Origin of the sequence: Nocardia sp. NPDC050408, from assembly GCF_044458905.1 — a bacterium.
Taxonomy (GTDB): Bacteria; Actinomycetota; Actinomycetes; order Mycobacteriales; family Mycobacteriaceae; genus Nocardia.
This window is the reverse complement of sequence record NZ_JBITIL010000006.1, coordinates 80,624-97,707: the sequence shown is the minus strand read 5'-3', so window position 1 is coordinate 97,707 and position 17,084 is coordinate 80,624. Positions and strand designations below refer to the sequence as shown.

General features: G+C 64.5%; 15 protein-coding genes. 8 read left to right on the top strand and 7 right to left on the bottom strand.

The features are described 5' to 3' along the window. The first annotated feature begins 50 nt into the window (after window positions 1-50). The 4 genes from ACIBJI_RS19880 to ACIBJI_RS19865 all read left to right on the top strand — a co-directional run bounded on the left by ACIBJI_RS19880 (window position 51) and on the right by ACIBJI_RS19865 (window position 5,022). Window positions 51-1,118 carry a serine hydrolase domain-containing protein gene (locus tag ACIBJI_RS19880; RefSeq protein WP_397085174.1) on the top strand — a complete coding sequence of 356 codons (1,068 nt, stop codon included), beginning with the start codon at window positions 51-53 and terminating at the stop codon, window positions 1,116-1,118. A 575-nt stretch (window positions 1,119-1,693) separates the two neighbouring features. After that, on the top strand, window positions 1,694-2,683 hold the full coding sequence (locus tag ACIBJI_RS19875; protein ID WP_364345787.1) for a hypothetical protein: 990 nt from the start codon (window positions 1,694-1,696) through the stop codon (window positions 2,681-2,683). 223 nt (window positions 2,684-2,906) lie between these two features. Continuing rightward, window positions 2,907-4,271, top strand: a complete 1,365-nt coding sequence (locus ACIBJI_RS19870; protein ID WP_396956552.1) for a flavin monoamine oxidase family protein — start codon at window positions 2,907-2,909, stop codon at window positions 4,269-4,271. Window positions 4,272-4,299: 28 nt separating this feature from the next. Further along, window positions 4,300-5,022: a hypothetical protein gene (locus ACIBJI_RS19865; protein WP_364345783.1), complete on the top strand. Its 723-nt coding sequence runs from the start codon at window positions 4,300-4,302 to the stop codon at window positions 5,020-5,022. A gap of 64 nt (window positions 5,023-5,086) precedes the next feature. On the opposite strand, the gene ACIBJI_RS19860 is transcribed toward ACIBJI_RS19865, so the two are convergent. The 6 genes from ACIBJI_RS19860 to ACIBJI_RS19835 form a co-directional block, all read right to left on the bottom strand. Next, complete coding sequence (locus tag ACIBJI_RS19860) at window positions 5,087-6,037, bottom strand: carbohydrate kinase (protein WP_397085171.1); 951 nt, start codon at window positions 6,035-6,037, stop codon at window positions 5,087-5,089. A 26-nt stretch (window positions 6,038-6,063) separates the two neighbouring features. Further along, window positions 6,064-7,176 carry an ATP-binding cassette domain-containing protein gene (locus tag ACIBJI_RS19855; RefSeq protein ID WP_364345778.1) on the bottom strand — a complete coding sequence of 371 codons (1,113 nt, stop codon included), beginning with the start codon at window positions 7,174-7,176 and terminating at the stop codon, window positions 6,064-6,066. Between the two features lie 10 nt (window positions 7,177-7,186). Then, on the bottom strand, window positions 7,187-7,981 hold the full coding sequence (locus ACIBJI_RS19850; RefSeq protein ID WP_364346087.1) for a carbohydrate ABC transporter permease: 795 nt from the start codon (window positions 7,979-7,981) through the stop codon (window positions 7,187-7,189). Between the two features lie 74 nt (window positions 7,982-8,055). Further along, window positions 8,056-9,024, bottom strand: coding sequence for a carbohydrate ABC transporter permease (locus ACIBJI_RS19845; protein ID WP_397085169.1), 969 nt, complete (start codon window positions 9,022-9,024; stop codon window positions 8,056-8,058). 2 nt (window positions 9,025-9,026) lie between these two features. Continuing rightward, the gene (locus tag ACIBJI_RS19840) at window positions 9,027-10,379 is read right to left on the bottom strand and encodes an ABC transporter substrate-binding protein (protein ID WP_397085167.1); all 1,353 of its coding nucleotides are present in this window, start codon (window positions 10,377-10,379) and stop codon (window positions 9,027-9,029) included. Further along, window positions 10,376-11,380, bottom strand: coding sequence for a sugar-binding transcriptional regulator (locus ACIBJI_RS19835; RefSeq protein WP_396956540.1), 1,005 nt, complete (start codon window positions 11,378-11,380; stop codon window positions 10,376-10,378). The genes ACIBJI_RS19840 and ACIBJI_RS19835 overlap by 4 nt, the downstream gene beginning before the upstream one ends. 87 nt (window positions 11,381-11,467) lie before the next feature. Between ACIBJI_RS19835 and ACIBJI_RS19830 the strand changes: the two genes are divergently transcribed. The 4 genes from ACIBJI_RS19830 to ACIBJI_RS19815 all read left to right on the top strand — a co-directional run bounded on the left by ACIBJI_RS19830 (window position 11,468) and on the right by ACIBJI_RS19815 (window position 16,304). Next, complete coding sequence (locus ACIBJI_RS19830) at window positions 11,468-12,976, top strand: mannitol dehydrogenase family protein (RefSeq protein ID WP_397085165.1); 1,509 nt, start codon at window positions 11,468-11,470, stop codon at window positions 12,974-12,976. 4 nt (window positions 12,977-12,980) lie between these two features. Beyond that, the gene (locus ACIBJI_RS19825) at window positions 12,981-13,994 is read left to right on the top strand and encodes an NAD(P)-dependent alcohol dehydrogenase (RefSeq protein ID WP_364345770.1); all 1,014 of its coding nucleotides are present in this window, start codon (window positions 12,981-12,983) and stop codon (window positions 13,992-13,994) included. Between the two features lie 208 nt (window positions 13,995-14,202). Then, window positions 14,203-15,114: a cutinase family protein gene (locus ACIBJI_RS19820; protein WP_396956537.1), complete on the top strand. Its 912-nt coding sequence runs from the start codon at window positions 14,203-14,205 to the stop codon at window positions 15,112-15,114. Between the two features lie 881 nt (window positions 15,115-15,995). After that, complete coding sequence (locus ACIBJI_RS19815; protein WP_364345766.1) at window positions 15,996-16,304, top strand: hypothetical protein; 309 nt, start codon at window positions 15,996-15,998, stop codon at window positions 16,302-16,304. 351 nt (window positions 16,305-16,655) lie between these two features. Here ACIBJI_RS19815 and ACIBJI_RS19810 read toward each other — a convergent pair whose 3' ends face one another. After that, window positions 16,656-17,042 (bottom strand): hypothetical protein, encoded by a 387-nt coding sequence (locus ACIBJI_RS19810; RefSeq protein WP_364345764.1) that lies wholly within the window; start codon window positions 17,040-17,042, stop codon window positions 16,656-16,658. Window positions 17,043-17,084: the final 42 nt, after the last annotated feature.

Sequence of the window (17,084 nt, the reverse complement as noted above, 5' to 3'; positions counted from 1 at the left end):
TGGGTGAAAACCATTGGCGCCGTGGAGTGAACGCGGTCTACGGTGCGCCTGTGACTACCGATATACGGGGTTCCTACGATGCACGGTTCGCTGGTGTCGCCGAGGCGCTCGCGGCATCGCTGAACGCCGACGATGTCGGTGCGTCGGCGGCGGTGTACGTGGACGGCGAACCTGTGGTCGACATCTGGGGCGGATATGCCGACGCGGATCGCACGGTGATGTGGCAGGCGGACACCCTCGTCAACGTCTGGTCGACGACCAAGACAATGGTGGCATTGTGCGCGCTCATACTGGCCGACCGTGGCGTACTCGATCTGAATGCGCCGGTCGCCAGGTACTGGCCGGAGTTCGCGGCGGCGGGCAAACATGAAGTGCTGGTACGTCACCTGCTCGGTCACACCGCGGGTCTGCCGGTATGGGACGACCCCGTCACGGCCGCCGACCTGTACTCCTGGCCGACCGTCACCGCGCGTCTTGCCGGACAGTCACCCCAATGGGAACCGGGCACCGAAGGGGGTTATCACTCGATCACCTTCGGCTTCCTCGTCGGTGAGGTCATCGCCCGGGTGACCGGACGCAGCGTAGGCGCATTCTTCGCCGAGGAAGTGGCAGCGCCATTGGGGGCGGACTTCCACATAGGGCTCGGCCCCGAACACGACCATCGCGTCGCAGCGCTCATTCCCGCGCCCGAGGGGGACCGCCCCGAGGGATTCTCGGTCGGAGTGTCCGATGCCAACACTCCGGCGTGGCGGCGCGCGGAGATCCCTGCTATCAACGGTCACGGCAACGCACGCTCGGTCGCCGCAGTCCAGTCGATACTCGCGTGCGGCGGCAGCGTCGGCGGTGTTCGCCTGCTGTCGCAGCCCGGTTGTGAGCGCGTGTTCGAAGAACAATTCCAAGGCCGGGACCGTGTGCTCGAACGGCCGATCCGCTGGGGCATGGGCTATCGACTCGAGGGTCGCACCTGCTCGTGGGGCGGCTGGGGCGGTTCACTGGTTCTGGTCGATTTCGAGCACCGGATGACGGTGTCGTACGTGATGAACCAGGTGCTGTGGACCGACGACAATATGCGAGCCCTGAGCATACTGATCGCTGCCTACGATGCCCTGACAGCCTGACGGCGCATCCGCTCAGGGCGGCGAGCACGAAACCGCGAGCCGAGTGGTCGCTGGGCGAATGTGTTGGGTCCCCCACGCAGTCGGCCCAGTATCGGCGGCAGGTCGGCGGCGGCGGACATTGCTGGTGCACGCGCGTTCGTCAAGCGAGTTCCCCTGACAGAGTTGGAAATTACAGCCGGGACGCGCGCGGCCGAGGACCGGAGGCGTATCGCGGACATGATCGCCTCGGTGGGAGCGTCGCGATTCGCCGAGCCGGTTCAGGTAGTTATGCTGGGAATTTGCGAGATTTCATCTCAGTGTCTGGTCTACTTCTGAGCGATACCTGATCACCTCGCGATGGCAAACGAATACGGTTCAGATCAGCTGGTCATCGCGACTTACCCGGCAGCTGCCCTGCCGGGCTCTGAAACTTGTTCGAGCATCGCCACGAGTTTGCGCAACGCTGTCCAAGGAAGCAATGCGAGCAGGAGACCGGGTGGCAATCGCTAGGCGACGTCGTCGCGCTCGGCGCTTTGCTGTCCGCGACCGCACCCCCGCGCTAGATCGGCAACCTCACAACGATTAGGAGACCATCCATGCTGCTGTCCAGTTTTCGCCGCGCGTTCGCCATTCCGGTAACCTGCGTACTCGCCGCGACCGGCACGTACTTGGCCGCCGGCTGTGGCAGCCAGCCCGGCACCGACAGCACAGCAGAAAACCATGCTTCGGCTTCGACTCCTGCGTCGCCGCAACGGCCGGCCTTCACCTTCGGCGCCAGCTACGGACCGACCGTTGCCGCCGACCAGGCCGGACATCGATGGGCACCCGCCGCCGCCGCCGCAATCACCCCTGGGATACAGACCTATACCGAGGGCGCGGTCCAATGCACGGCGAACTACGTCTTCGTCGATGACACCGGCCATGTGTACATCGGCCAGGCGGCTCACTGCGCCACCACGGGACTGGTCACCGATACCGATGGCTGCACCGCCGGTAGCCTTCCCCTCGGGACCGCCGTGAGTTTCAACCGCAACTTATCGCCGGTCTCCGGGGCGACGACCACCACCACCGGTCAGCTCGCATATAGCAGCTGGCTGACCATGCAGGAAATTGGTGAGAAGGACCGCAATACCTGCGCCTACAACGACTTGGCGCTGGTGCGCCTCGCGCCGGAGGCCGCCGCTGAAGTCAATCCGAGCCTGCCGCACTGGGGCGGCCCGGTCGGCATCAATACCAGCGGCACGAATGCCGGCGACCGCCTCTACAGCTACTGGAACTCCCTGCTGCGTGGCGGAATCGCCAGCCTGTCCCCTCAGATCGGTGAAAGCAAGATCGACGATATCGCTGCCGGTGGCTGGACCCACGTCTTTATCGCGCCTATCCCCGGCATCCCGGGCGACAGCGGCAGCGCCTTGCTCGACCGCGATGGCTATGCGCTCGGCACTCTGTCAACGCTCGCCATTTCGCTTCCCATCGTCAACAACATCGGTGACATCAGCCACGAACTGGCCTACGCGCGAGCGCATTCCGGTATCTCGGGTCTGCGCTTGGTGCTCGGCACCGAACCGTTCACGCCGGACCGCTGACCTGCCGATCTTGAATGCGACGACACCGGCCGAGCCGTCTGCACGGCGGCTCGGATCGGCCCACTGGCTTATCCTGCCTCGGGATTCGCTCTAGAATTGCTGAATATCCGACGCTCTACCTGATCGACGGCGATTTTGCACCCGTTGTGTCGAGGGTGCGGTGAGCAGTGCGCGTGGCCGCACGGCGGCCTTGCGCGGAACTTCAACCCGAGGGCGGCGCTCCATGACAGACGTCGACTATTGCGTAGTTGGTGGCGGGTTTGCTGGATTGACGGCCGCGCTGCGGCTGAAACAGGCGGGTCGAACGGTTTCGCTGCTGGAAGCTCGCGACCGGTCCGGCGGGCGCACGTTCACCGAGATGCGCCCGGACGGGGCCTGGATCGATCGTGGTGGCGCCTGGATAGGGCCAGGGCAGAACCGGATCTATGCGTTGATGAACGAGTTCGGGGTATCGAGTTACAAGCAGTACACCGACGGCGAGGCCATGATGGTGGTCGACGGCAAGCAACACCGCTACACGGGCACGATCCCGTGGACGATGAGCCCTTGGGCGGCGATGAACCTCGGTGCGGTGTTTCTCGAGCTGGGTCATATGTGCAAGTCGATTCCCCTCGAAGCTCCGTGGACAGCGAAAAATGCTGACAAGTGGGATCGGATCAGCCTGGCGCAGTGGCTGGATAGCAACACCCTGTCCAAGCCCGCCCATGAGCTCCTCGAGACCGCGATAGCCGGCTGTTACACCTCCGACGCCTCGGAGGTGTCCTTGCTGTTTGTGCTGTACCAGATGGCGTCGGGGGGCGGGCCCGGCTTCGTCTTGGGAGTCAAGGACGCCGCCGAAGATGCGCGACCGGTTGGGGGCATGGGTGCCATCTCTGGTCCGATGGCGGCCGAGATCGGCGACTCGATCCACCTGTCACAGCCCGTCCGGCACATCCATCAGGACGCCGACGGAGTGACGGTACGCTCCGACGAGTTGACCGTGCGCGCACGCCGCGTCATTGTGGCGGTTCCCCTGGCGATTGCGAGCCAGATCCTTTACGAGCCGATGCTGCCGGTCGACCGATCGTTCCTACATCAGCGGATGCCGAGCGGCTCGATCGTCAAGATTGCCGTCGTGTACGACGAGCCGTTCTGGCGTGCGGACGGGTTGTCGGGACAATCGGCCGCACCGGGGTCGCCCGCAACCATCACCATCGATGCCTGCACCGACGCTGGGCGGCCCGGGGTCATGTGTGTCATCACCGAGGGACCCATCGCGCGGCAGATCGGACGACTCGATGAGTCCGATCGAAGGAAAGCGATACTCGGTGCACTCGTGGAGCGGTTCGGTGAAAAGGCCAGCGCCCCCGTCGACTACATCGAGCAGAATTGGAGTGTCGAGCGCTACTCCGGCGGCGGGATGCTGAGTCACGCACCCACCGGTGTCCTCAGCCAATTCGGCCATGCTCTGCGTGAACCGTGCGGCCGCATCCACTGGGCCGGAACCGAGAGCTCTGCCGTCATGTGCGGTTGGGTCGACGGAGCCGTTCGCTCGGGAGAACGGGCGGCAAGTGAAGTGCTCGAGTACGAGACCGCGAGCGCGGTATGACATTCGAGACTCCTCGAGGAGGCTGGCGATGACCGAAAGCCCACGATCGATCGCCGAAGTCCACACAACGCTCCCATCAGGTGAGGAACAGGAGCGATTTTCCGGCTACGGGGTGATGGGGATGCCATTCGTCAGCGGCCACTACTTGGCGCTTCGGCACTTCCCTGCCAGCTCGGTCGGCGCAGGGTACGACTCGGTGTGGCATCGAGACCCGGCCGGCGAATGGGTGATCTACAGCAATATTTCCCCGGAGGCCAGCTGCGCCCGCTATTTCGGCTCAGCCCTCGAAGACGCACGGGTCGAACACATCTCGGTGACGTGGACGGGTCCGTCCGCGTTCACAGTGGAGGTGCCAGACAGGCTTGTGTGGGATCTCGAACTGGGACGATCGGCGGCGACGGCGGCGATGACGGGTCTCGGTCGCATACTGCCCGCGCCTTTGTGGCGACGCCCTGCCGTCCTGGCGCTCATGTCGCGGGTTGCGGGTCCAGCCCTCGGCGTCGGGCGAGTCCGGCTCAGCGGGACGTCCCCGAACGGTCAATGGTTCCGTGCCAACCCGCGGATGCTGTGGACCGTCGAGAACAGTGCTGCACGGATCGACGGCATCGATATCGGTCCTCCTGGGCCGCTGGCCGAGCAGGCGAGGTTGGGTGACTTCTGGCTGCCGCAACGCGGAATGTTCATCGTGGGCGAGGCATATTTCGAGCCATACGATGCGCTGCGCCATCAGGCGGCCCGCTCCGGCTCATGATGACCACGATCAGGACTGCGTGAACCGCTCTTACGCACACTGGGGCATGCAGCCATGAGTCCGTTCAGAAATCGCGCCCAGCGCGCGGCCCGAAATGCCGGTTCGCCGCCCACCTCCAATGCGGTGGGTCCGCACCTTGTCTGCTACAGGTCGCACTGGCCACTGCGATCGCGAAATCCAGAACTTCTTCCAACCCGGACCGGGTAATGGCCGCCAACTGCTCTCGACGGGATCTACCCAGTAACCCGGCTCCGCCGAGTGCGTCGAGAAGGCCCGCTGTGAAGGCGTCGCCCGCGCCGACGGTGTCCACCACGCTGACCTGCGGGGCAATCCGCGTCACCGCGAATCGCGGAGTGCGGGCGTAAGCGCCGTCGGCGCCCAGGGTAACCACAACGAGCGCCGGCCCCCTGGCGAGCCAGTCCCGCGCTACGGTGCGCGGGTCCGTGCCCGGATACAGCCATCGCAGGTCTTCCGCGCTGACCTTGACGATGTCGGCAAGGCCGACTTGGCGCTCGACCCTGGCGCTTTCGCCGTCGATTGATCCCAGTAGGGAAGGGCGAATGTTCGGGTCCAGCGATATCGTCACCGAACCACTCCTTCGCTGTGTCCGCATCAGGTCTTCGACAACGGCTGCTCCGGGGTATAGGGCGGTTGCGATCGATCCGGTGTGCAGGCATAGGCAATCCGGCAGGATCCGCGGCGGTTCGGTGACATCCCAGGCGATCCGGAAGTCGTAGGTGGCGCCGCCGTCGTTGTCCAACGCAGCGAGGGCGATGCTGGTCGCCGACGACTGGGCGGGCAAGCGTTGGACAACCACATCGTTTGCCCGCAAATGCTTTCCCACGATGCGACCGGGCAGGTCGTCGACCAGCTGGGTCGCCAAGGTGACCTGCGCTCCCAGACGTGCCAGTCCGACCGCGACGTTCGCTGGGCTGCCGCCAGGGCGAGATGCGAAGACCTGCGCATCCGAGTCGGCGATGAGATCCAGCAACGCTTCGCCAACCACTGTGATCACCGGTGTGGTCCTCCTTGTGCCGGGTATCAGGCCGCGATTCGCGTTCCGTTCACGGGATGGAACAGATGTACTGCGGCGGGGTCGTTGACCTGGAGTGTTACCGTCTCAGCGAGTTTGGCCGGGGCACGGCTCGCCGAGCGGGCGACGAAGGTGAACGGCTCGCCGTCGAGGCCGGTGATCGGCGCACCGGGTATGCGCGCGTACACATACGATTCGCTGCCGAGTTCCTCGACGAGTTCCACGGTGACCGTGAAACCTGTTCCGTCGCGGCGGAGTTCGAGCTGTTCGGGCCGGATGCCGATGGTCACCGTGTCCAAGCTCGCTTCGGCGAGCCGGGTCATCTGCTCGCGCGACAATTCCATTGTGGTGCCTGCGATGTCGACGCCACCGGAGGTGAGAGGCACCCGGAACAGGTTCATCGACGGTGATCCGATGAACCCGGCGACGAACGCGTTGGTGGGCCGGTCGTAGAGCTCGGCGGGGGTGCTGAACTGCTGCAACCGGCCGTCACGCAGTACCGCCACCCGGTCCCCCATGGTCATGGCCTCCACTTGGTCGTGGGTGACGTAGACGGTGGTGGTGCCCAGCCGTCGCTGCAGCGCGGCGATCTGGGTGCGGGTCTGCACGCGCAATTTGGCGTCGAGGTTGCTCAGCGGCTCGTCCATGCAGAACACCCGCGGCTCACGCACGATCGCGCGCCCCATCGCCACCCGTTGCCGTTGTCCGCCAGACAGTTTCGCAGGTTTGCGGTCCAGATACGGGGTGAGACCGAGTAGTTCGGCGGCCTCGGCGACGCGGCGTTTGCGTTCGGCCACCGGCACTTTCATCATCTTGAGCGCGAAACCCATATTTTCCCCGACGGTTTTGTTCGGGTACAGCGCGTAATTCTGGAACACCATGGCGATATCGCGGTCCTTGGACGACACACCGACCATGTCCTGACCGTCGATGCGGATGGAGCCGCCATCGATCTCCTCGAGGCCTGCGAGCATTCGCAATGCGGTGGATTTGCCCGAGCCCGACGGCCCGACCAGGACTATGAACTCACCGTCGGCGATATCGAGGTCGAGCGAGTCGACCGCGAGCGTCTCCGCGCCCGGATAGACACACGATGCGGAGTCGTAATGGATTGTGGCCATGAGTTTTTCCTTACTTGATGGCGCCGAAGGACAGGCCGCGCACCAGCTTGTTCTGTGCGAGCCAGCCGGCGAGGACGACAGGCAGGGCGCTGAGCACCGCGGCTGCGGACAGCCGCGCCCAGTACAGGCCCTCGCCGGTGATGAAGCCGACCAGGAACACCGGAATCGTCTGTGCCTGTACGGCGGTCAGATTCACCGCGAAGAAGAATTCATTCCAGGAGAAGATGATGCAGATCAGTGCGGTGGCGGCGATACCGGGCGATACCAGCGGCAGGATCACCTCGCGCACCGCGGTCCACAGGCTCGCCCCGTCCATGCTCGCCGCCTCGAGCAGCTCGCCGGGCACCTCCAGGAAGAACGATCGCATCATCCACACCGCGATCGGCAGATTCATCGCGGTATAGAGGATGACCAGCGCCCAAATATTGTCCAGCAGCCCGATATTGCCGACGATCACATACAGCGGCACGATCGCCGCCACGATCGGCAGCATCTTGGTGCCGATGAAGAACATCAGCGCGTCGCGGGTATTGCGCACCGGACGTAACGACAGCGCGAATGCCGCCGGAATTCCCAGGGCCAGAACGAGAATCGTCGACATCCCGGTGGCGAAGGTGGAGTTCAGCAGCGTGGTGCCGATACCGCTGTCGAGGACCGCGGAGAACTGGTCCAGGGTCGGGGTGAAGAATAGCTTCGGCGGATCGGTGTAGGCGTCGCCCTCTTGTTTGAACGCCGTCAGCACCATCCACAGCACAGGGAAGAACATTCCGATGCCGATCACCCAGGCCAGCGCACCCCACAGCATGCCCGCTCGGTTGTGCCGACGACGTATCGGAACCTGCTGTGCCGCAGTGGGTTTGTCGGCAAGCGCATGCGCGTTCATGCGGCTTCCTCTTTTCCGGTGAAGGACTTGAACAGCAGTCGCAACGCGAACGTCGCGACGATGGTGGTGGCGATGACGGTGACGACACCCATTGCCGCGGCCTGACCGATATCGAAACCGAGGAAAGCGCGCTGATAGATATAGAAGGGCAGATTGGAGCTGGCGATGCCCGGCCCACCCGAGGTCATCATGTACACCGCGTCGAAGGTGTTGACCAAGTAGATCGCCCCCAGCACGGCCCCCAGTTCGATGAACCGGCGCAGATGCGGGAGGGTGAGCTCACGGAAGATCTGCAAGGAGTTCGCGCCGTCGACGCGGGCGGCCTCGACGATATCGCGTGGCATCGATTGCAGCCCGGCCAGGATCAGCAGCATCATGAACGGCGTCCACTGCCATACCAGGTCCGCCATCACCGCGGGCAGCGGATACTTGCTCACCCAGTCGACCTGGCCGGCGCCGAACGGTTTCAGTACGAAATTCACCAGTCCGAACACCGGATCCAGCATGGTGGTCTTCCAGATCAATGCCGCCGCGACAGGAGTCACCAGAAACGGTGTGATCAGTAGGGTGCGGACGATGCCGCGGCCGAAGAACGCGCGATCGAGCAGCAATGCCAGCAGTAGTCCGAGGATCACCGAGATGATGACGGTCCCGACGATCATTATGACGGTGTTGAGCGCCACCTGCCGGAACTGGCTGTCGCGGAAGACATCCGCGTAGTTCTGCAATCCGATGAAATGGCGCGAGCCCGGCCGGACCAGGTTCCACGATTGCGTCGAGTAGTACAACGTGAAGACGAACGGCACCTGGGTGACCACAACCATGAAGATCAGGGCGGGTAGCAGCGGACCGCGCCTGCGCCAGCTTTCGGCTCGTGCGAGCCGGTCGCGCCGCGCGCGGATCGGCGGTGGTGCTTGTTCCGTAGTCGACTCGGAAGCTGCTGGCGCTGTGGTGGTTTCAGACATGACTACTGGTTCTCTCGATACGACCGGCCGACCGCGTCGGCATATTGCTGGGCTTGGTCGAGTGCGTCATGGACGCTGGTCCGACCCGCGACGGCGGCGCTGATCTGCTGGCTCACTCTGGTTCCGAGGTCCTGGAACTCCGGAATGGCGAGGAACTGAATTCCGGTATAGGGCACCGACGCCACGGTGGGATGTTCCGGATCAGCCCCCTGCATCGACGAGAGTGTCAACGGTCCGTATGCCTTCGACGCCGCGGCGTATTCGGGGATCTGATAGGTCGACATCCGGCTGCCCGGTGGCACGTGTGACCAGCCGAGCTTCTCGCCGACCATCCGGATGTAGGGCTTACCGGTCATCCATGAGATGAATTTCCAGGCCGCATCGGGTTTTTCACTGGATTTGGGAATCCCCAGCGACCAGGTGTACAGCCAGCCCGAGTTCGGCTTCTGCATGACCGGTGCCGGCGCGTACCCGATCTTGCCGACCACCTTGCTGGATGCGGGATCTTCCAGCACCGAGACCGCCGAGGTCGCGTCGTACCACATGGCGGTGTTGCCTTGGGAGAGCTGCGTGGCGCATTCGCTGAATCCGCTGGCGGCCGCCCCGGGTTCACCATGTTCGCGCACCAGGTCGATGTAGAACTCGACGGCACGAACCACTTCGGGACTGTTGAGCTGGGCGTGCCAGTTCTCGTCGAACCAGCGTCCGCCGAAGGTGTTGATCACGGTATTCAACGGTGCGAGCGATTCACCCCAGCCGGGCTTACCGCGCAGGCAGATACCGGAGCGACCACCGGCGGGATCATCGAGTTTCGCGGCGGCCTGGGCGATTTGATCCCAGGTCGGTTCGGCGGGCATGGTCAGCCCCGCTTGTTCGAACAGATCCTTGCGGTACATCAGGAACGAGGATTCGCCGTAGAACGGCACGGAGTACATATCACCCTGGTAGGACAGGGATTTCTGCAGGGAGGGAATGAAATCTTGCGCCTCGTAGCCGGGCGTCTCGCGCTCGTAATCCGACAGGTCGACCAGCCAGCCGTTCTTGGCCCACTGCGGTGTCTCGTAGTTGCTGATCATCACCACATCGAATTCACCACCGTGGGTGGCGACCGAGGCGGTGATCTTGGCGCGGGCCTGATTCTCCGACAGCGAGACGAATTTGAGTTCGATTCCCGGATTTTCGCGTTCGAACTCACCGGACAGGGCGATGGCGTCCTGCATCTGTGAGTTCGAAACCATCGCGATGGTGACGGTATCGCCGCTGGAGGTGAACGATCCGGCGCCCGCGCAGCCGCCCACCCCCATAACAACCGCGACAGCCAGCGCCGCAGCGGCCTTCGCATGGTGTCCATTCATCGGCCAGAACTCTCCTTCTTTTCCAGCAGCCACCGCGCACACTCGATATCGGTGACGAGAATGGTGGCCAGTCCGCCCCGCAGCGCACCGAGGACGGCTTCGTGCTTGGACTCTCCGCCGGAAATCAGCAGCGAGGTCGGGCAGGCCCGGATGGCGTCGAGTCCGACCGAAACCGTGCGTGCGGCAAGGGATCCCGCGACATCGCTGCCGTCGGCGCGGAAGAATCGGCCGCCGATTTCCCCGACCGCGCCCAGTTCGCCGAGTTCATCGAGGATCGCGGTGTCGAGATAGCTGCCCTCGAACAAAGTGGTGGCGGTGGAGACAGGTCCGACACCGAACATCATCACGTCGGCGTCTCGCCCCAAAGACATGGCGCGGCCGAGTAGCGAATCCTGTTCCAGCGCGGTCACGGTCGCCGGATCCGCGTAGAGCGGTGCGTGCAACCGAACGGGGGTGGCCTGCAATTGAACGGCGCAGCGGCCGAGTGTGTAATCGACGCCGGTTTGGTAGTCACCCGAGGTCATCGAACCGTCCAGCTGGACAACGGTCGCGCACCGTGCCGACTTCGTCCACAGCTCATGCGCGACCGCGATGGTGTCCGGGCCCCAGGTGAATCCGAGGGTATCCGCCGGCCGTAGTCGACGGTGCAGGACGCCGACCGCGGCGCGACCGAACGGGAGCAGGCTCGCCTGGGATCGATCGGGCACTTCACCGAGCACGACCGCTTCGGTGAGCCCGAACCTCGCCTCGAGTTCGCTCTCGACATCGGCGTGCACAGCCGAGCGCAGCTCGTCGGGGACGTTGATCTCGATGCGCACCAGCCCCTGCGCCCGCGCGCGGGCGATGAGCCGCCCGGCGGTCGGGCGGGAAACACCCAGCTTGGCGGCGATTTCCGCCTGGGTGGCGCCCTCGAGGTGATAGAGCTGCGCAGCCCGCAACGCCAACCGGACATCGTCCGGATTTCCCGGCCGGGACGCTTCGGTAGCCACTGTGCTCCTCATCGATGCCTGATCATCTGCTCAGCGTGTGAGCTATTGTTCAAGAGGCTACCATCGGAGTGTGACGTACACAACAGTCGAAGGGTCGTTATGAACGGGGCCACAACCACGGCGTTACGTGCCGCCAGGATCCACGGGCTCGCCCCGGAAGTTTCGGTGCCGGCCTACGACCGCACCCGGATCCGCACCGGGATAGTCCATTTCGGCGTCGGCGGGTTCCACCGCGCCCATCAGGCGATGTACATCGATCGGCTACTGGAGCAGGGCGGCGCGACCGACTGGGGTATCTGCGGAGTCGGAGTGCTGCCCGCCGATCGACGCATGCGCGATGTGCTGGCGGCGCAGGATGGCCTGTACACCCTGTCGGTCACCGAGCCGGACGGTACCTGGCGTACCCGTGTGATCGGCTCGATCATCGAATACCTTTATGCGCCAGACGATCCGGAAGCGGTAATCGAGAAGCTGGCCGATCCGGCAATCCGGATCGTCTCACTGACCATCACCGAGGGCGGATACAACTTCTCGGCGACCACCGGCGAATTCGACGCTGCCGATCCGGCGATTCGGGCCGATCTCGCGTCGGGCGGTCTGCCCCACACTGTATTCGGACTCGTGACCGAGGCGCTGGTGCGCCGCCGGGCGCGGGGCATCACGCCGTTCACCATCATGTCGTGCGACAACATCGAGGGCAACGGACATATCGCGCGAGCCACCTTCGGGGCGTTCGCGCGGCTGCGTGATCGTGAGCTCGGTGATTGGGTCGAGCATGCGGTGCGGTTCCCCAGCTCGATGGTCGACCGCATCACGCCGGTGACATCCCCCGACGCGTCCGCCGAGCTCTCGCGCCGCTATGGCCTGGAGGATCGGTGGCCGGTGGTGACCGAGCCGTACACCCAATGGGTGCTGGAGGATTCGTTCACCCTCGGCCGTCCCGACTTCGATGCTGTAGGGGTGCAGCTCGTCGCCGACGTCGCACCGTATGAGCTGATGAAACTGCGCTTGCTCAACGCGAGCCACCAGGCACTCGCCTATCTGGGATATCTGAGCGGCTACCGCCTCGTGCACGAAGCGGCCCAGGATCCGGACTTCCGCCGATTCCTGTTGCGCTACATGGACCGTGAGGCAACACCTACCCTGCGCCCGGTGCCCGGCGTCGACCTGGACCGCTACAAGCACACGCTCATCGAACGGTTCTCCAATCCCGCGATCGGCGACACCATCGCCAGACTGTGTGCCGAATCGTCGGACCGCATCCCCAAATGGCTGCTGCCGGTCATCCGTCAGCAGCTCGACACTCGCGACGGATCCGGCGAGATCGACTGTGCCGCGACGATCGTTGCCGGTTGGGCACGCTATGCCGAAGGCATCGACGAGCACGGCGAGCCGATCGAGGTCATCGACCGGCTCCGCGACCAGCTGACACCGCTGGCCCGCCGCCAGCGCGACGACCCCACCGCATTCCTCAGCAACAGAACAGTATTCGGCGATCTGATCGACCGGCCCGGATTCCTCGACGCCTATGTCACGTCACTGCGTGCACTGCATGCTCGTGGCGCCCGGGCGACGGTTGCCGAGTTGGCACGCGACGAAAGGCAGTGACACTATGCGCTCAGCGGTCCTGGAAGCCGTCGGAAAGATCGCGATCGAGGAACGTGCCGTGCCCGAACCGGGTCCGGACGAAGTGCTCGTCGAGGTCAGCGCGGTCGGCGTATGCGGCTCCGATGTGCACTACTTCGAGCACGGTCGGATCGGCCACCACATCGTCGACCAACCGTTGGTGCTCGGCCACGAAGCCTGCGGCGTGGTGGTCGGATTCGGCACCGGTGCGCGACACCATCACCTCGGGCAACGAGTCTCGCTCGAGCCCGGGGTACCGGACTTCACCTGCCGCCAATGCCGGGCCGGCCGCTACAACCTGTGCCCGCACATGCGGTTCTTCGGCACACCCCCGATCGACGGCGCATTCTGCGAATACGTGGTGCTGCACCAGCAATTCGCCCATCCGGTGCCGGATTCACTGACCGACGAGGCGGCCGCCCTGCTCGAACCACTATCGGTCGGCGTATGGGCATGCCGTAAAGGTCGGGTGAGTGCGGGCGACCGGGTATTGGTCAACGGCGCGGGCCCGGTCGGACTCGTCACCGCACAGACCGCGCTGGCTTTCGGCGCCTCCGAGGTCGTGATCACCGATGTGAACCCGCAGCGACTGGCGCTGGCCATCGAATTGGGCTGCACACAAGCCGTAGACGTCGCCGGCACCGCACTGCGCGACATCGGATTCGAACCGAATGTGCTGCTGGAATGCTCCGGACACCCACGAGCAATCAGCGACGCGATACGCACTGTGGCCAGGGCCGGACGGGTGGTACTGGTCGGCATGGGCGGCGACGATATTCCACTCCCCCTGCCCTACCTTCAGGAACACGAACTCGAGCTGACCGGAACGTTTCGCTACGCCAACACCTGGCCAACCGCGATCGACCTCGCCGCCACCGGACGAGTCGATCTCGACCGCTTGGTCACCGGCCGCTTCGGCCTCGATGAAGTCGGCGCGGCATTGACCAGCGGCCGCCACGACCACAGCTCGATCAAACCGATTGTGTTACCGGGCCGATAACCAGTTCCGCCGAACGTGCCCCCTCTTATTCATGGCGTTGTCAGTTGTACGCGCACTTAGCCGGGGGCGCCCGGCGGTCTGCTCGTCCACCAGTCAAGCGCGTGACTGACGTATAATCCCAGCGCCGTGCTGACACGCCCTTTACACTCGCGAAGTAACCTTCGCCGATCGGACAACGCGCTGGATCGTGAAACCCCGGGAGTAGACGATGTTTTCTCGATGGAAAAACACCGCCGCATGCGCGGCTGCCCTGGTGAGCGCCGCCCTTCCGGTCGGCGTCGCCACAACCGCACAAGCAGCCCCGCAGCAGTGCCCCGACATGTATGTCGTGGCCGTTCCGGGCACATGGGAAACCTCGAAGTCCGAACCGGGCCGAGGGATGCTCGCCGCCGTCGCCGACGGCTTGCCCGGCGACGTCGAGACCGACTACGTCGCCTACACCGCGACCGCGTTCCCCTGGGAAGGCGAGGTGTACGGCCGCTCCAAACGCGAAGCCCTCGACAACACCCGTGGCCTGGTCAACGCGATGGCGCAGCGCTGTGGCGCAACTCGCTTCGCGCTGCTGGGCTACAGCCAGGGCGCCGACGCCGCCGGTGATCTCGCCGCCGAGATCGGCACCGGGCTGGGCGTCGTAGCGCCGGACCGCGTGGCATTGGTCGGGCTGATATCCGATCCCCGCCGCTCCCCCACCGACAACCTGATCGGCCCTCCTGTCGTGGGCGCCGGCGCCGGTGGTCCACGCCTGGGCGGTTTCGGCTGGCTCACCCCCAAGACCTACACCTTCTGCGCCCCGGGAGATCTGTACTGCGCAACCCCCGACGGCGACTTCGCCGCCCGCATCGCCGGATTCTTCGCCCAGATCTCCAACCCCGACCCCACCCAGATCGGCCCCTATCAGCAGCAGGCGGGCAACCTCATCGCCGACGCCCTCGCCGCAGGCGGTCTCGGCCTGCTCCACGACCAGCTCAACAACTCCGCCTACGAAGAACGCAAAAAACAGATCGACGATTTCCTGAAGTCAGGGATCCACCAGAGCTACCCCCACTACGCGATCGACCCCGGCGGCGTCACCCCTCTCACCTGGCTGCGCCAACAGCTGATCGACGCCGCACGCAATTAGTCGCTTGCGCCCCTAACTTCCCGGACATGTCCCACGGTTCTGCCGGACGCCCGGCGCTCCATCTACCCGTTGGCATGTGCGCTCGTCTGGAGCTACTGATGGCTGCACGGCCCACCGACGCGCTCGCAGCAGACCGCATGTCGGTGATTCCCGCCAACCCGCGTAGGCACAAAAGGATCTCGACGAAATAAACCGGCAGACCCTAGGCGCGTGACAAGGATCGGGTCGTCGCTCTCATGGAGCCCGATCAACAGGGCATCAGCTGAGACCGCGCGCTCGAACCACTGGACGGCTCGGAGGGTTCTCGGGATCCGGAGCAGCGTACGGAAGCGCGAGCCGAGTCGGGCGCGTTCGGTGTCGACGTCGAAGTAGAGCACGCCGGTGTCGCGGCTCAGGGATCCGGCGTTGCACCGTCGAGTAGGACACCCCGGTCTCGGCGGTGAGTTGGTTGCCCCGGGGCCCGGCCATCGGCGCGCAGCAGAGCGAGGATACATGGGTCGACATCGTCCCAGCTCGGTGTCGCGCCGTCGCGCCGCGCGACACCTCGCCCGGTAACGCCGGATTCGCCGTCGTCCGACGGGCCCCCGAGCGCGTCATCGGCTCGAGTTCGCGCCGGGCCGCGAGCGAAGGTCCGCTGCGAGATCGGGTACGCCGCATGCCGATTCGCGGCACCGTCGAATAAATCAAGCGAATTTGATCATCTAATTCGCATGAGCGATAAAGATCAAATTGCGTCACCTAGGCTAAAGATAGTGTTTGCCTATTATTAACCGTGATTATTTGCACAATAAGAAAAGTGGATTTGCAGATCACTTCTTAATAACATTTGGGGTGTGCGCCGTGATGGCGTCGTTATCCATCTGTGAAAGGAAGCTCCGTACATGGTCTCTCGCAAGGTCTTTGCCGCCGCCGCCACCGTCTCCGCCGCCGCCCTGTTCTTCGGCCCGGTCGCGGTCGCCTCCGCCGCTAACCCCGCCGCTAACTCCGCTGCCACCGGCTCCGCTGCCACCGGCTCGGGCTCGGGTTCGGCCGATGGTGGCTCATCCACGGGTTCGGCTGGCTCGTCCTCCGGTTCCGCCATGCTCGACTCCGGCAGCTCTGCCCTCGACGGCGGCACCTCCGCCATCCTCAACATCATCGATGCGATCACCGGCGTCAGGGATCTCTCCCAGCCCAAGCCCGCCTCCTAATTCGGGCCTCGGTAGATCACCGCTTCGTCCGGGTCGCCTCACGGGGCCGGATTTCTTTTGTGCCGCTCCGCCTCACATCGGCGGGCGCGCGCTATTGCAGTGAATTTGCCGGTATCCAAGCGATAATTCGCTGTGTCGAGTAGCCACAGCCTATAAAATCTGACGATTCCGTTTGCCTGCCAATGAGATAGCTCTCCGCGCCGTGCGTCCTGGGCTTCCTTGAAGATCAGGTCTTGTGCCGTTCGGACAACTCGCCGGACGGCACAAAAATTTCCGGAAGAGTTCGAGACGCAACCGTCGTGGCGGCAGTGGCACCCGAAGACCGAACTGGTCTACGGGCTGGGCGCTCGCCTACAGCACCACCATCTTCCGGTCCGTGCCTGTGTCGGCCGTACCACCTTCGACGGTCTCCACATTTACTTCGAGAGCGATCTCGTCGCCAGCCTCGAAACGGTCGTCCGCTTGGCTCGCAGTCACGATGATGACGGCCTTGTGCTCGATCCCGTCGCACGTCGGTTTCGCATTGCCGATGCCTACCAGGATATCGGCGATGCGGACGTTGACTCCGAGGTGACCTTTGCCGTCTTTTGCGTGACATGTGTAGCGCAGCGGAACACTCAACTTCTCGCCTGTCGCATCAGATCCGACGATTGCCACGCCGTCGGCGTCGATCTCGATAGTCGTCGGCTGGGTCGCCTGCGCAACGCCGGAGACGATGAACGTCGCCGCGGCGGCCACTGTGAGCGCGACAACGGGGGTCCGAAAAGGAGCAAACATGTG

Bases quoted from the DNA above. Each gene is read 5' to 3' on its own strand.
- ACIBJI_RS19875 (WP_364345787.1), top strand. From the start codon at position 1,694: ATGCTGCTGTCCAGTTTTCGCCGCGCGTTCGCCATTCCGGTAACCTGC.
- ACIBJI_RS19870 (WP_396956552.1), top strand. From the start codon at position 2,907: ATGACAGACGTCGACTATTGCGTAGTTGGTGGCGGGTTTGCTGGATTG.
- ACIBJI_RS19865 (WP_364345783.1), top strand. From the start codon at position 4,300: ATGACCGAAAGCCCACGATCGATCGCCGAAGTCCACACAACGCTCCCA.
- ACIBJI_RS19855 (WP_364345778.1), bottom strand. From the start codon at position 7,176: ATGGCCACAATCCATTACGACTCCGCATCGTGTGTCTATCCGGGCGCG.
- ACIBJI_RS19850 (WP_364346087.1), bottom strand. From the start codon at position 7,981: ATGCTGTGGGGTGCGCTGGCCTGGGTGATCGGCATCGGAATGTTCTTC.
- ACIBJI_RS19845 (WP_397085169.1), bottom strand. From the start codon at position 9,024: ATGTCTGAAACCACCACAGCGCCAGCAGCTTCCGAGTCGACTACGGAA.
- ACIBJI_RS19840 (WP_397085167.1), bottom strand. From the start codon at position 10,379: ATGAATGGACACCATGCGAAGGCCGCTGCGGCGCTGGCTGTCGCGGTT.
- ACIBJI_RS19835 (WP_396956540.1), bottom strand. From the start codon at position 11,380: ATGAGGAGCACAGTGGCTACCGAAGCGTCCCGGCCGGGAAATCCGGAC.
- ACIBJI_RS19830 (WP_397085165.1), top strand. From the start codon at position 11,468: ATGAACGGGGCCACAACCACGGCGTTACGTGCCGCCAGGATCCACGGG.
- ACIBJI_RS19825 (WP_364345770.1), top strand. From the start codon at position 12,981: ATGCGCTCAGCGGTCCTGGAAGCCGTCGGAAAGATCGCGATCGAGGAA.
- ACIBJI_RS19820 (WP_396956537.1), top strand. From the start codon at position 14,203: ATGTTTTCTCGATGGAAAAACACCGCCGCATGCGCGGCTGCCCTGGTG.
- ACIBJI_RS19815 (WP_364345766.1), top strand. From the start codon at position 15,996: ATGGTCTCTCGCAAGGTCTTTGCCGCCGCCGCCACCGTCTCCGCCGCC.